The 13,929-nt window shown below is 63.1% G+C and carries 15 protein-coding genes; 3 read left to right on the top strand and 12 right to left on the bottom strand.

The window, feature by feature from the left end; all coding sequences use genetic code 11:
• Window positions 1-5: 5 nt before the first annotated feature.
• The 4 genes from UXQ13_RS07415 to UXQ13_RS07400 form a co-directional block, all read right to left on the bottom strand.
• Window positions 6-965 (bottom strand): aldo/keto reductase, encoded by a 960-nt coding sequence (locus UXQ13_RS07415; protein ID WP_225234191.1) that lies wholly within the window; start codon window positions 963-965, stop codon window positions 6-8.
• 441 nt (window positions 966-1,406) lie between these two features.
• A complete protein-coding gene (locus tag UXQ13_RS07410) occupies window positions 1,407-1,538 on the bottom strand; it encodes a hypothetical protein (RefSeq protein ID WP_263639378.1) in 132 nt (43 codons plus the stop codon).
• A 126-nt stretch (window positions 1,539-1,664) separates the two neighbouring features.
• A complete protein-coding gene (locus UXQ13_RS07405; RefSeq protein WP_225234192.1) occupies window positions 1,665-1,811 on the bottom strand; it encodes a hypothetical protein in 147 nt (48 codons plus the stop codon).
• A gap of 273 nt (window positions 1,812-2,084) precedes the next feature.
• Window positions 2,085-3,050: a hypothetical protein gene (locus tag UXQ13_RS07400; RefSeq protein ID WP_225234193.1), complete on the bottom strand. Its 966-nt coding sequence runs from the start codon at window positions 3,048-3,050 to the stop codon at window positions 2,085-2,087.
• Window positions 3,051-3,275: 225 nt separating this feature from the next.
• Between UXQ13_RS07400 and UXQ13_RS07395 the strand changes: the two genes are divergently transcribed.
• From UXQ13_RS07395 to UXQ13_RS07385, 3 genes are all read left to right on the top strand, one after another.
• Complete coding sequence (locus UXQ13_RS07395) at window positions 3,276-4,070, top strand: GDSL-type esterase/lipase family protein (protein WP_225236060.1); 795 nt, start codon at window positions 3,276-3,278, stop codon at window positions 4,068-4,070.
• Between the two features lie 142 nt (window positions 4,071-4,212).
• On the top strand, window positions 4,213-4,449 hold the full coding sequence (locus UXQ13_RS07390) for a hypothetical protein (RefSeq protein WP_225234194.1): 237 nt from the start codon (window positions 4,213-4,215) through the stop codon (window positions 4,447-4,449).
• 78 nt (window positions 4,450-4,527) lie between these two features.
• On the top strand, window positions 4,528-5,157 hold the full coding sequence (locus tag UXQ13_RS07385) for an arsenate reductase/protein-tyrosine-phosphatase family protein (RefSeq protein ID WP_225234195.1): 630 nt from the start codon (window positions 4,528-4,530) through the stop codon (window positions 5,155-5,157).
• Between the two features lie 82 nt (window positions 5,158-5,239).
• Here the strand turns inward: UXQ13_RS07385 and UXQ13_RS07380 are convergent, their stop codons facing one another.
• The 8 genes from UXQ13_RS07380 to UXQ13_RS07345 all read right to left on the bottom strand — a co-directional run bounded on the left by UXQ13_RS07380 (window position 5,240) and on the right by UXQ13_RS07345 (window position 13,865).
• The gene (locus UXQ13_RS07380) at window positions 5,240-6,274 is read right to left on the bottom strand and encodes a glycosyltransferase (protein WP_225234196.1); all 1,035 of its coding nucleotides are present in this window, start codon (window positions 6,272-6,274) and stop codon (window positions 5,240-5,242) included.
• A complete protein-coding gene (locus UXQ13_RS07375; protein WP_336392107.1) occupies window positions 6,271-7,335 on the bottom strand; it encodes an O-antigen ligase family protein in 1,065 nt (354 codons plus the stop codon). The genes UXQ13_RS07380 and UXQ13_RS07375 overlap by 4 nt, the downstream gene beginning before the upstream one ends.
• 940 nt (window positions 7,336-8,275) lie before the next feature.
• Entirely contained in the window at window positions 8,276-9,496 is a 1,221-nt protein-coding gene (locus UXQ13_RS07370; RefSeq protein WP_225234198.1) for a lipopolysaccharide biosynthesis protein, read from the bottom strand.
• A 4-nt stretch (window positions 9,497-9,500) separates the two neighbouring features.
• Window positions 9,501-10,514, bottom strand: a complete 1,014-nt coding sequence (locus UXQ13_RS07365) for a glycosyltransferase family A protein (protein WP_225234199.1) — start codon at window positions 10,512-10,514, stop codon at window positions 9,501-9,503.
• 66 nt (window positions 10,515-10,580) lie between these two features.
• Window positions 10,581-11,414, bottom strand: a complete 834-nt coding sequence (locus tag UXQ13_RS07360) for a glycosyltransferase family 2 protein (RefSeq protein ID WP_225236061.1) — start codon at window positions 11,412-11,414, stop codon at window positions 10,581-10,583.
• A 29-nt stretch (window positions 11,415-11,443) separates the two neighbouring features.
• A complete protein-coding gene (locus UXQ13_RS07355; protein WP_225234200.1) occupies window positions 11,444-12,508 on the bottom strand; it encodes a glycosyltransferase in 1,065 nt (354 codons plus the stop codon).
• Window positions 12,509-12,570: 62 nt separating this feature from the next.
• Entirely contained in the window at window positions 12,571-12,954 is a 384-nt protein-coding gene (locus UXQ13_RS07350) for a DapH/DapD/GlmU-related protein (protein WP_336392140.1), read from the bottom strand.
• Window positions 12,955-13,100: 146 nt separating this feature from the next.
• The gene (locus UXQ13_RS07345) at window positions 13,101-13,865 is read right to left on the bottom strand and encodes a WecB/TagA/CpsF family glycosyltransferase (protein ID WP_225234201.1); all 765 of its coding nucleotides are present in this window, start codon (window positions 13,863-13,865) and stop codon (window positions 13,101-13,103) included.
• Between the last annotated feature and the right edge of the window lie 64 nt (window positions 13,866-13,929).

Below are 13,929 nucleotides of genomic sequence, written 5' to 3'. Positions count from 1 at the left end.
CCGGCTCAGTCGGTCGACGGCAACGCACGCACGACCTGCACGAGGTCGGCCAGCGCCGCTGACACCGGCTCCGGCAGGACGTCGTCCCTGTGGGCGAAGGCGAACGCCGGGGCCACGTTGCGCTCGGTGGTGCTGCCCACGATCACCTCGGTGACGTCGAGTTCGGCGCCGCGGGCGAGCAGGGCGTGGCCGAGCCCCCGGGGCCCGGCGAATTCGGTGTCCCGGGTGACCTCCTGCCAGCGCTGCGCGCGGGTCGGGTCGTCGGCCAGGACCGCCTGCAGGCGGCGCAGGTGCTCGCCACCGCCGCCGAGGAGTCCGTGCCCGGTCCGGGCCACGACGTGGTCGGGCAGGGCGACGGGGGTGTGCAACGGCCCGACGGCGGTGTTGGCGGCGGTGAACAGCTCGCCCCCGGCCGCCAGGGCGCCGAGGGTGTCGTGGTTCTGGGTGGCGACACCGACGCTGCCGACGTCCCCGCGCTCGACGACGCCTGCGAGCAGGTCCAGCAGTTCGGTGGTGACGTCGTGCGGGCGCACCTCGTGCAGCAGCAGCCGGTCGACCCGGCCGCCCAGTCGGCGCAGCGAGGTCTCCACCGACGAACGGACCTCGGTGACCCCGAACCGCCCGCTGGCCATCTCCCGCGGAGCGGATTGGCCAGGCGCCGGCCGCAGCACGCCCTTCGCACGGGCCAGCAGCGGTGCGGGCAGGGCGGCCTTGGCCACCCCGACGACCCGGCGGCGGAGCGGGCGGTCGGGCTGCGGCGCCAGGCCCACCTTGGTGGTCACGCCCTGCACGTCGTCCCGGCCGGCGAGGAACCGGCCGAGGACCTCCTCGGCCTGCCCGAAGGCGTACAGGGGGGCGGTGTCGAAGCGGCGGAAGCCGGCGTCCCACGCGACCTGGAGCAGGTGCTGCGGGGCATCGCGGGGCACGTCGGCGAACTGGGCGGTGCCGAAGACTGCTACGGGCACGAGGTCCTCCAGGTGGGTCTGCGGACGGCTGCCAGGACTCCGGGCGATGGCCCCGACGAGCCACGCGGACGGTGTACACGAACCCGTCGAGCCTAGGTTCCCCGAATCAGCGCAGCCCGGAGCCGCCCTTGGCTGCCGGCCGTGACTCCCCAGGACCAGTCCGGCGCCGATGTCTCCGATGCCCGTGGGCGCTCCGGGCTGCACCCGACTGGGCGTGATCTCGACCTCAAACCCTACGTCGTGGTCCGCAACGTGGAGCTGCTGTGCGCGGGCTGCCACGTGCTGCGGAGGACGGGGTTCGACCAGCGGCGGGCCGACGGCAGCTGCAGCACCCCGGTTACGGGACACCTACGACCGCGGGGACGGCGGAGGCGGTGCTGCCCTACGACGTCGAGCGCGGGACGGTGCTCCTGACGCGCCAGTTCCGCTGGTCGGTGTACGTCAACGGGCAGCGGCCAACCCGCTGCTGGTGGCCTTCGGGATCCACACCAGCGCCGGCGGCACGTCCGCCGGCTTCCCGGCCGGCATGACCACCCGCCGCAACGCCAACGCCGCCGTCGCCGGCTCCGTCATCGCCGACGAGGTCCGCGCCACCCCGGCCTCACCGGCACCCAGGCCTACACGATCGCGCCCGGCCCCGGCACCCTGCTGGCCGCCAGCCTGGTGCTGGAGCCTGCGTGACCCGCTAGTCGCTGCCAGCTACAGCACCGCCGCCGCGGGTGGCTCACGGTCGTGGTCAGGCTTCGGCTGCTCGACGTGCCGGCGACGTTCAGCGAGGTGGATGGCGGCGCTGACGATGACGGCCAGGCTCACCGCCAAGGCCATCCACGCGAACACCCAGACCACCACGGCACTTACCCACGGTAACTATCAACTGACGCTGAGACCATGTGCCACGCGGGGACAGGTAGTGCCCACTTCTGGTCGCCGCAGGCTTGCTCGGGGTGACGGAGGACAGTCGCGGATCCGTCAGGCCAGATTAGCAAGGGACGAGCCGCTACCTGAGCCGAGGGGGGCTGCAGAGCAAAACCGCCTATGGCCAGCGCTGACCAGCTCGGGGCGCATCCGCAACGACTGAGCTGTGGTTACGCCCGCGCGTGAGTCGCCGGGGTAGAGCGGCTACTCGCAGCTCCCGTAGGTCTCGAACTCCTCCCGGCCACCGCAGGTGCTGCCCAGCCACTCGTACAGGCTGCCGACCTCGGTCTCGCTGTACAGGTCGTCGCAGGCGCCGAGGTCGCCGCCGAAGCAGTCCTGGGCGTCGTCGTCGTAGCGCGCCTCGAACTCGGGGTCGTCGCTGGTGGGCGGTGCGACCGGGTCGCCGCCGTCGTAGAGGTAGGACCACTCCGAGTCGGTGCCGTACACCCCGGCCGCGCCGTCGGCGATGCCGTAGTCGACGGAGTCCTCAGCGGTCGACAGCACGACGATGGTGGCGACCAGCAGCAGCGCAACTGGCGCCAGCAACGCAAGCACGACGCCGCTGCCGGAACGGGGCGCGGTCCACTGCTGGGTCTCGGCCGACCAGACCGGCGCGGCCGGCGGACGGGTCCGCAGCCAGCTGCCGACGGCGGGCTGCGCAACGAGCGCGAGGCGGACAACGGGCAGCGCGAGCGCCACCATGAGGACGGTCAGCAGCGCCACGACGACGGCAGCTCCCGGGCCGGAGGACGTCGAGCTGTACCCGTAGTCGTCGTAGGGATAGTCGGCGTAGGAGACGGCCATGGTCGAGCTGTCGGCCAGCGCCCAGATGCCGAGGCCAAGCACCAGGACCCCCTCGGCGATGGTGGCGCCGACGAGCAGCCTGCGGCCGCTCCGGCGCACCAGGAACAGGCTGCCCAGCAGCAGGAGGCCGCTGAGCACGATGCTGCCGACCAGGACGACGACGGCGCCGGCGATGTCCGAGCCGACACCGCCGAACGAGGCCAGCATGACCAGCACGTAGGCGACGACGCCCAGTGCCAGGCCGGCCTCGACGAACCCGAGGACGGCGGCCGCAGCCCCGATGCCCGGCATCCGCGTCTCGGGGGCGCCTGCGGCCGGGGCTGTGGCGACGTAGCCCGGCGGTGGGGTGTGGTCGGCGTAGGTCATGGTGGCTCCCCGAGTGGTGGGACCGCCCGGCCGAGGTGCCCAGCGACCCGGCGATTGTCGGGACGGTGCGGCCCCGGGTCAACGTGCCTCGCCGCCGCTGGGACTCCCGGGAGGTCGGCGGGGTACCCGGGTGAGGGCAGGACCGGTGGCCCTGCGGTTGCTGCCGGTGACGAACCGCCGACGGCGGTAGGTGGGGCCCGTTGCGCTCTCTAGCCTGGTCGCGTGATGGCCTTCGAGCGCCCTCCGCGGTGGGGTCTGATCGCGATCGTGGTCCTGCTGCTGGCCAACGTCGGGCTCGTCCTGCTGCTGGTGCAGCGGCAGAACTCCGAGCCGGGGCCGACGAGGTCGGTCGCCGCCGCGACCACCGGGACGACGAGCCCGCGGACGACGGCCCCGGCCACCGGTACGAGGTCGTCCGCTCCGGGCTCGTCGGCGCCGGAGACGACCGGTGACCCCGGTGTGCTGGCCGTGTACGGGGACGGGTACTCGTCGGGCAACTCCGAGGGCGGCACCGGTGCGGCCGGCTGGCCCGCTCTCGTGGCCCAGCAGCTGGACATGCAGCTGCAGCTGAGCGCCGCGACGTTGGCCGGGTACGTGCGTCCGGGATCGACCGGTCAGACCTACCCGCAGCTGGTACAGGCACAGCCGCCGGCGGATGCATCGGTCACGGTGGTGTTCGGCAGCCGGAACGACGTGGCCGCAGACCCCGCCGAGGTGCAGGCGGCGGCCAGCGCGACCTTCGCGGCCATCCTGGCCGCCGACCCCAGCACCCGGTTGCTGGTGATCGGCCCCTGCTGGAGCAGCGCGGCCGCCCCGGCAGAGCTGACCGCGGTCTCGACCGCGGTGCAGGCGGCGGCGCAGGCCGCGGGCGCCACGTACGTCGACCCGCTGACGCGAGGCTGGTTCGCCGCCCCCGCCGGCCTGGTGTCTCCCGCCGACGGCATCTCGCTGCTGGACGCCGGCCACTCCTACCTGGGCGACCTCATCGCCCCGCTGGTGGACACTGCGCGCTCCAGCTGACAGCCCCCTGGGGCCCGTGGGGCGGCCGGGGCTGAGGGTGGGCGACACCTGCACCAATCGCCGCTCGTAGCGGGCTGATCACGCTACGGTCCTGCTCGCCGGTCGACTTCCCACCGGCACGGTGTGGTGAGGGGTGCCAACGATGGGCGCAGAAGCGCAGCAGATCTTGCGGCGCGGCTGGTGGCTGCTGGCGATCGGCCTGCTGACCGGGCTCGCCGTCGCCCTGAGCGTCGGTCTGGTGCTGGGCTCGACCGGGGCCGACCTCGTGGTCACGGCCGTGGCCGGCCTGCTGGCAGGCAACGCCGGGGGAGTGGTCGCGGCCGTCGTCGGCCTGCGCGGCACGCCGGTGCGCCGCCCCGAACTGTCGACTGCTGCCTAGTCAGCACTGCCAGGTCTGTCCACCGTGAGTGAGCGCGTCGCTCATCTCCGTGACTGAACGGTCCCTAACGTCATGGCCATGCGCATCGTCTTCGTCTGCACGACCAACGTGTGGGGCTCCGCGATGGCAGAGCTCATATCGCGGAGACTGCTGAGCGAGTGGGACCCCGACCGGGAGAGAGTCCAAGTCTTCAGCGTCGGTGTCCGTGCCGAGGTTGGCGCACCAATGCCCGCGGTCGCCCAACAGGTGTTGGCCGAGCGTGGCATCGACGCAAGCGAGCACCGAGCGCGGTGGATGAGCCCGGCAGTCCTGGGTGGCGCAGACCTGACCCTGACGATGGGGGGGATACAGCGGGACGCGGTGTTGGCGCTGAATCCTCGTGGCCTGCGGAGCACGTTTACGTTGCAGGAGGCGGCGGTGTTGCTCCGCGGGTTGCCTCAGGTGGTGGGGCCAATGTCGGCCGATGCCGACGGGCACTTCCGCGCCGTGGTCGCCGCACTGGCCGGCGCTCGGCGATTCCGATCGGTGGCAGCAGGAGCGGACGACCTACCGGATCTGCTGGCGGATCTCCGGGTGGTCGGGCCACTGTCGGAAGCGCTGTTCCGTGACGTCTCCGGCCTCCTCCGCGCGTTGATTCTCCCCGCATTCCGAGCAGGTGATGAGGACGTGTGGACCGGGGTGCCCTTCGCCGCCTCCGCCGTCGCCTGAGTCCTACCGTTGCAGCGCCGCTTCATGAATCAGGACTCCTGTCACACGTCATCTCGGGCCTTCGTGGGCGGCCTGAGTTGCCCTAAAAGGGCGGACAGTGCTCCCTGTACCAACTTATAAGCGCACCAACGTTACTTGCGGCGGAGTAGTCCAGCTCTTGCGATTCGGCCTTGCCCGCACCAAGCACGGACAGGACCGAAGCCCGCCATTGTTTGTCGCACAATGCCGATTGCTGAACGCGATTATCGACTACTGACCAGGCGAAACCAGGCCGATTGGCCACAACACACCGGAGCCCCACCTGGAGGGCCTCGGCCAGAGCGACGGGCATTCCCTCTCTTTGGCTGGGCATCGCGAAGTAGTCAGCCATACCCAGCCATAGGCGAGGATCTCCGACGCCTCGAAAATCCACCCTGCCAGCCTTCGCTAGTTCATCTAGAAGTTGCGTCTCTTCCTCGTCAATGCCGCTCTCGTCGCCGAGGTGAATAATTCTGTGACCAAGTTCACCGGCCACGCGGATGGCCAAAGCATGATTCTTGATCGATGAGCAATTCCCCACGATAGCCATCGTGGGTGGACGGCCCGGCGTTACGAGACCCCTCGCTGAATGCCGGACAAAATCGTCAGCCACCCAATTCGATATGACACGACAATGTCTTCCCTGGTCGGCTTCGTTCTCTTGAACATCGATTGAGGGTGCGGAGACGGCATCGACCAGACGGCTGGTGGCAGCAATTTGTACACGGCGTTGCAGCCGACCAATGCCCATCGGAGTGAAGATGTTATGAACGGTGCGCAGCACTGTGCGCCTTCTACCCGCCGCCATTCGCACTGCAATGACCGTCGGTAGATAAAAACCCTCGGTATGGATGTGGACGATGTCGGGATCTATTTCGCGAATTGCAGTACGGATGTCTTTAAGGTCCCCCCACCTGCCCGTGCGTAAGTAACTCACGTTGTATCCTACATCGGCTAAGGTCAACCCAAATTCGCTCGGGTCGTGCCGTCCCAACACGAAAGAATCAACTTTCGCCGATTCAAAGTGCTTGGCCGCAGATACGAGCATTCGTTCCATCCCGCTGGGCCTCAATGCTCCAAGCAGGTGCAAGACCTTCACATCTTCTCCATCTTGCGAGGCTCCATCTCCGCCGCACCTCGATCCGCCGGCTCAAATCCCGTCACGCTCCGGGCCAGGAAGATCGCTAAGACCCATGACAATCCATACGTCCAGCAGAACACCAGTACCGCAGCAGCAACTGGGGCACCGATCCGACGATCAGGCCGCCGCAACACGGATCTCATCGATGAGAATATCAAGTAGATGAACGCAGCGAGCCCGATCAAACCCAGGCGGAGCAGGATTAACAGGTACCAATTGTGAGGCGAGAATGATACGAGAAGACCATTAGTGTCAAGACGGTCGAACCCGGCACCGAACGGGAGACCGAATAGCCTGCTGGTCCACCCCGAATCCCAGAAGAGCTGAAGAAGCTGACCCCAGCCGTAAGAGCGTGAGTCGTATGTCGCAGTGTCCTCCCCTGAACCAAGGATCCCAGCGAATGCAGCCGGGACGGCCGCGAGACCAACGAGTCCCGCAACAGCGGCTAGGGCAAAGGCCAAGTTGAAACGACCCCTGCGGCTTCTGTCTGAACATGCGTAGGCAACAACCAGGGCGGCAACAGATGCAAGCCAGACGGATCTCTGTTGGGAGATTACTATCGATAGCAAAAATAGCGCTGCAACCCAGAACCAGATTCTCCCTCGTCCAGAGATCCAGCGCTCGACAGCAACAAGTGCCCCTAGCAATAACATGAGAGCCTGGATCTGGGTTAACACCCTGGAGGACTGCTCGACTCCATCGATCGTGATGAACCGGCTAGAGGATGTGCCTACGCCAAATCTAACCGAGTGGTAAAGGGCAACGACGACTAACCCAAATCCCAGGTAGACAAGCGAACTCCGAAAGACCGCGTTCTCAATCTCCCAGCTGCGCCCGACCGACGAAGCCCAGGCGACGGCAGTGAGTGGCAACAATATCAGCCGAGCCTCGACGATGGTCGGACCAATGCCGTATTCTTCGACGCCTCGCAATATGCCAATCAGTGTGAGAGTTGAAATGGCTAGGAGTGCCGTGCCCAGATGCTCTCGCCCGGGTTGGCGCTTGCTCCGGTTGAACACCGCTGCGGACAAGAGAAGCGCCCCAATAATATCGGGAACCTCTACTGAGAATCCACTAACTGAAACCACAGGCAACCGAGGAACATCAAATAAAGATAAGACAACGGCCGAAGTCAGTGCGACGCCAGCTCTAGGATGCGCCGAAACGAGCCCGCCGAAGATGTAGCAAAAGACTCCGCCAGCGAGAACTGCTGCACTGAGACCTAGCATAACCGTCTCCCAATCCCGGTGCGGACTAGCGCACGGTACGCAATCTCAGCGGGCTGCCGCAACCAGCGGTCGCGTCGACTTGCAGCGTAGAGGGTTCCAGTGGTTCCAGACTGGCCGCTGAATCGTGGCTTGCAGCGCAGATTCGCCGTCCCTCCAGGGCCAGCGATGCCCGCCCATTTCGCAAGCACGGACTCAAGGTCTGTGCCCTGCTCCTCATTTACAGACACGACCGCCAAGTCCGCGAAGTGTGTCATCACGTCTACGGGCGCCCCGAAGAGGCGACTGTCAGCCCAGTTCGACTGGTCGCGGGGGATGTCATACGTCATCACCCGTCCTTGCGACAGTCGGCATGTGGTCGTTGCGAAGTTGGTCACCCGCAATCGACCGGTGCATTTCCAGACGAAACCTTGCAACTCGATGAGTTCCGGTGACCTCATTGCCTTTGCGATAAGGTCGGCCTCGCACGCGCCTTTACCGCGCGACACTGCGTCCGCACTTGGGGGCCCCACCGAGACCAATAAGATTCGAGCGTCATTGAAGTCGGAGAACAACGAAGATAATTCTTCATAGGACAGGCTGTTCTCGGCTAGAATGATCCGGTCGAATTTGCTACTGCGCAGACCGGCCCAGAATCGCAAAGAATCACGGTACTGCTGCAGCCGTAACTCGGCATCCAGAAGGGTGAGACCTGGAACGCCTTGCGGACGGACAGTAGCCGTGAGAAGCAAAATCACGCCTCTCCGCCCCGGCGGATAGCACTGCGAAGAATGAATCCTATGGCGACGCACAGAACTACCTGCTGGAGGATAACGGATATCGCTCCGCCGTTAGCTCCAAGAAATGCCCCTAGGGTTCCGGCACCAGCAAGCCGAATAAGGGTCGCTATGGTGCTCCAAACCGCTATAGATGCGTCGCGATTCTGCACTTGCAACAACATATTCACCGGTTGCGCAAATATTGTCGGAATCACGCCGACCGCTAGCAGGGCAAGCACTGAAGCGGATTGTGCAAACGCTGGACCGAGGAGGAGTTCGGTGAACCGATCGGAGAAGGCAGCAAGCACTAGACATGGTGCGGCGCTCGCGACGATCAAAATCCAGAACGGGCGGAGTTGCGCCAAACCACTTTTAACATTGACCGCCGCTGCGCAGGTCGGTGTTGCCACCTGAGTAATAGCAGAGGACGGAAGAATAAGCGGGCTCGTCCAGCGGGCTACAGCGGCGTAGACGCCAGCCGCCCCAGTGCCACCAAAGGCCGCGAGAACGACAACGTCGAGTTGTTGTGCAGCGCTCGCAAGACCTGACACACCATAAGCAGTGGACCCACCCCAGGCATCTCGCATAGGCAATGCCCGAATCCTCGCCGTTACACCTGTGTAGGGGCCCGGCCTCCTTGCGATGAACAGTGAGAAAGCCTCAACGGCTCCGGAGGTCAGCAGCCCAGCCAGCAGTGCCTTGTGACCTTGAGCCCCTAGAAGGACCCCTAGGGTAACCACGCTCACAAGGCTCATGCGACCTAGAACCGAACACACGGACACCGAAAAGAACCGCCCACGGGCTCGGAGCTCAACCTGCAGAGCTTGCACTGTCAGGGCGCCCATCAGCGTGATAGTTCCAGCCAGAACGATAGTAAGTACGTTGTGACCGCCGTTCGTAAAGACTAGCGCGGCCGCCACGGCAGCGCACGACCCGAGGAGGCCGGCGGCCAATTTCACGATGAGGCGGTCGGTGGCCTCGCGTCGAAGAAGCCCCCCCTTCGCAACTTCGCGAATGAGATAGTTGCTTTGTCCGAAATCGAGGAGACCAGCTAAGACCGCCCCGATGGCGATCCCGGACGCCAGTACTCCGAAAGTAGTAGGCGATGTGTGTCTGGCAGCCAGAGCAAACGCGGCAGCTGTCGCTAGTTGACCGAATGCCAGCGTGCCAGCATAGAGAAGCGAATTTCTGCGCATCCCACTAGCCGTTCCCGAAGGTTGAGCGAGTTTCCAGTCTTGGGGGTTTTTTCCGCCACTCTATGTCGAGATCCAAGAGATCAACCGATTTCTGCGCCTCACTATACGCCCGGTCGAGTTCTACGTGACGCATCTGGCGGCGCGGGTCGCGCTTCTTGCGAGTGCTCCCGGCGTCTAGAGGTGAGATGAAACGAACTGGCATGTAGGCGGCCCTCCATCGGCGCTCGACCCATGCGCGGCGGCAGAGGTTGTGGTCGTCATCGCCGAGGAAGAAGCGGCTCGTGTCTAACCCGCCTAGGTCGCCCAACTTCGGAGCGGAAAGAGCTAATGGTCCCCGCATGACGGTATGACCAACCCAGACAGTGTGAGGCTCCGTTCTGTCAACAAGCTCGATGGCTGGGCCTAGTCGTCCGACTCCCTTGAACAGGAAGAACTCGAGCCGTGTCGCTCGGTAAGCGATACCTCGCCGAAAAGCCGCTCGTCTAATCACATGGGCCAGTTTCTGCCGCAACCTATCGATGGGCGTACAAGCAGCAAACGTGTCAACCCCACGGCCGCTGACGGCAACGAGGTCCGGCATGGTGTCGAGCGCTTCGCGCAGTCGCGCATCAAAACCTGGGTCGTTCAGTATCATATCCGCTTGCACTTCGAGATAGATGGAAGAAGATGCGTAGTGAAATCCGATTGAATCAGAGATTGTCTCGTAGACGGCCACGTCGGTGGTCACGACAACAATCTCGTGGAGAATTGCTTGGCTCAATGCCTTGTCGAGCCAGCCGTCTACTTCCTGCCGCGTTCGATCAGTGCAGTCGTCGAGAATGAGTATCAGTTCGTAATCTAGAGTCATGGACAGCTGTAAATGTTCGAGCACCTTGCCGATGATTGGCCCCTGATTGTGGACCGGCATGACCACAGAGACTCGAATATCGGAGTCCGGCGAGCCAAATCTTTCGGTTCGAATCGAAGTATCGGGATTCATAAAGCCAAGGTGAAAGGGAAACTCGGAGAGCTTTTGCACCGACACGGACGATGGCTTGGAAGGCATTTGGTCCACTATTCTGGATTCAAGTTCGGACGGTCTCGATCAACGCCGGGTGAATGCTGGAGCAAGACGCTTTGCGAGCCAACTAGCGGGGAGAGCGAATTTCCAGTAACGCTGGGTGTAACGCTCGGCATGTCGAGCAAGGAAGCGATCGAGATTTGCGGGATTTAGGCCGCCCTTTGGTCCTCGAGCGTCCCGCCATGCACAGCGAATGGGTTGGTGCGTGACGGTATTGCGGCTGCATTCGCCTATCGGCGTGCCGAAAAGAACGATCCGCACGCCTTCGCGCGTGGCGCGCAGGCCATAGTCAATATCGGCTAGGCCGTGAGAGAATCCTCCGTCAATTCCGCCAAGCTTTTTCGCGTCGTGGACCGGAACTAGAACAAAGTTTCCGTTAAACGTTGCAACCCGCTGTTCCGCCCCACTAGGGGTAACTCTGGAAAACGTCAGTGGGCGTCGCGGTCGGGGAATCAAACCGGAATAGGTCACGCTTCCATCGGCTCCGACCGTGGCCCCCACCAGGATGCCATCGTTTTTTTGTGCGCAAAGTATGGCTAATCGAGCTTCAACCGGATCTAGCTCGACGTCGTCATTCAGCCAAAGAATAAAGTCGCGTTGACCGGTGGTTGAGCTCTCCAGTACGAGTTGCTCCGCCTTGGCCATTGAAGCGGCCCAATAATTGTCTCCGTCGCCGGTAACTATACGGACCGAAGGCAGGGCTGTTCGGACTGCCGCAGACGTACCATCGGTGGATCCGTCATCAAAAACCGTGATGGATCCGTGCGTGCATAGTCGATCCAAGATCTCCGCGATGGCGACCACCGTCCGCACCGTTAGTTCCTTGCGGTTTCGGCAGGCAATTATCGCGTGGACCATGGGGTATGCCGGCTTCTCGTCATCTTGGCTCATTTCTGCGTGATGTCTTCCGAATAAGCCCAGCCTATAAGGCCTTTGATAAATCGGTCTGACATACCCGCCACCGTCAACAATGGGAGCACGGGCGATTCTGGCTCCGCTTGATCCCGCCGTTCTCGCTGAGCGATCTGAGTTAGCACCTGCGCGTAGTCCGACCCGGTTGCTGAACCGATGAAGACGTCGACGTCCGGTCGTAAGTACTCGAATTCCGGGGCGTGATAGGCGCTTTGGACGGTGGCCAACGGTATGCCTGCGACGAGCGCGTCGACTGCGACAAGACCTACGCGGCCCGGCACCGCAAGCGCCGATGATGTTGCTAGCGCAATGGCCTTGTCCTTCCCCGAGAGGCTCCCGGCGTAATGTACTCCAGTAGCCTGCGAGCTCTGGTCCAGGACGTAAGACAATAGCGGCCCTTCGCCAGCCACGACCAAAGACAGGGCTGGGTTGGTCTTCGCGGCGGTCTTGAATGACTCGATCAGCAGCGGAACCTTTTTGCTCTCGTCCAGTGCTCCGAGGAAGAGAATGGGCTGCGTCCCGTATCGCCGACGGTAATTGGTCTTGTCGTCCGTAGTAACTTGGCGGAGATCTATTCGAAGCCGGTCTGTGTCTATCGTGTTGAAAAGCGTGGTCGTACGGTCGGGATCGAACCCTGCCTCAACGACCGATGTGACGCCGTTCGGCGTATAACCGAAGAACCATCCGCAAGCATTGGTGATTCGCGTCTTGAGGCGTTCCTGCAGCTGTGGGATATCCGCCGTGTAAGTGCGACCGTGTCCCCATAAGCCGAGCCGCGTCCGGTGGGGCCGCAGGAGGAGGCGGTAAAGTTCAAGATGTCTGATTGCCTGCTCGGCCACTATGAGATCGTAAGGACCTCTTCTAGTGAGCGGCCCAAGAGCCTTACTTGTTATGCTCGTCCTGCCAACACGAAATGAGAGTGTGGGAAGTTGGCTGGCGTCATCGTTGACGATTGAGTCGTTCCGGTCTTGCCACTCTTTGGGTGGCGGGCCATGGAAGATATCGAGTTCGATGCCCTTTGCTTTGGCGTCGAGCTTCATCCTGTGGAACAAGCCCGCTCGATACTGAGGAAACCAGGGATGGATGATGGCAACCCGAAGTGTCATCGGCGTTCGTTCTCCAGTAGGTTCAGCGTCTCTTTGTGCAGAACTAGTTTATCTGGAGCGAATCTGAAACCAACGACTCGAGCGGGGTTCCCCGCGGCTATCGAGTTCTCTGCTAAGTCCCGGGTGACGACGGAGCCAGCAGCGACGATGCAATGGTCCCCGATGGTGACTCCGGAGAGAATAATTGATCCAAAGCCGACCCAAACGTCGCGTCCAATCGAAACTGGCGTGCTGAGGGTAGCTGGCTTGTCGCCGACCCAGTCTGAGTGTCGTATGTGTGTGCCGACCTGGTTGTGGTCGTGGTCGGTGCGCCCAACTATGCCAACGTTATTCGCAATCAGGCATCCTGGACCAATATGTCCGTCTACTTCTACAGTCACGTTCTTTCCGACGTAGGTATCGCGGCCGATAACCAAAGACCTAGGCGCCCATATCCTGGAATTTCTCCCGACATGAAAGTTGGCACCTACGTGAACGTTGTCGCGTACGGACAGCCTTCTCGAAATAGAGCGAACTAGACGGTCGATCACCGAATGTTCCTGATTGCAAGTCGAATGAAGCGAATGTTGCCAGTCGTGTAACGCCTGGTAAGTCGTCTCGGCTCTTGAGCCCAGCGGAATAGCCACTCAAGGCCGAGCTGGGTCATGCGCGTCGGGGCTTCTCGCTTATGCTCTGCATAAAAGTCGAATGCCGCGCCCACGCAAGCGACGAGGGTGTCGCATCGCTTGGCAAGAATCGGGGCTAAGTGGTCCTGCTTCGGTGTACCTAGCCCGAGCCATATGATGTCGGGATTGGCTGATTCAATCTGTGCGGCGATGGACTCGATGTCCCAGGCGGATATCGGTAGAAACGGCGGGCTGCTGATGCCCACAATCTCGTTAGTCGCCGATCCGTCCTGCTTGAAGCGACGTTCGATGGCGTCCAGCACCGCGGGAGATGATCCGAGAAGGAAGTGGCGCAAAGTTCGACCGCTGGTCTGGGCGATGACCTGTTTGAAGACTGAGGGGCCGCGTGTCTGTAATTGTCGATGGCCGCTCAGTGTTTCTAGAAGCTTAGATAGGGGCTTGCCGTCAGGCAGGCAGATAGCGTTCGAGTCCGAGAGTGCTGCTCGCATTCGTGGATCGGTCTCAGCGAGCGCTAGCGTGTATGCGTTGACGAAATGTACGTGCGCCGGTTCGGATGTGCTTGCTCTCGTGACGAGTTGGCTGACAGCCCGTTCCTCGCCCCATAGGGCGAGGCTAATTGCGCTACCGTCGCCGAGATGCAGTTTTTGCTGGTCACTGGCGCTCATGAGTCGAGGCGGACTGATCTGCCGGAGAGCTGGTCGTCGAGGGCCTGGATGTCGGCGTCGACCA

It is taken from the genome of Klenkia terrae, assembly GCF_037083865.1.
Classification (GTDB): domain Bacteria; phylum Actinomycetota; class Actinomycetes; order Mycobacteriales; family Geodermatophilaceae; genus Klenkia; species Klenkia terrae.
Note: the sequence above shows the minus strand (reverse complement) of the source record. Positions and strands in the feature narration are given on the sequence as shown.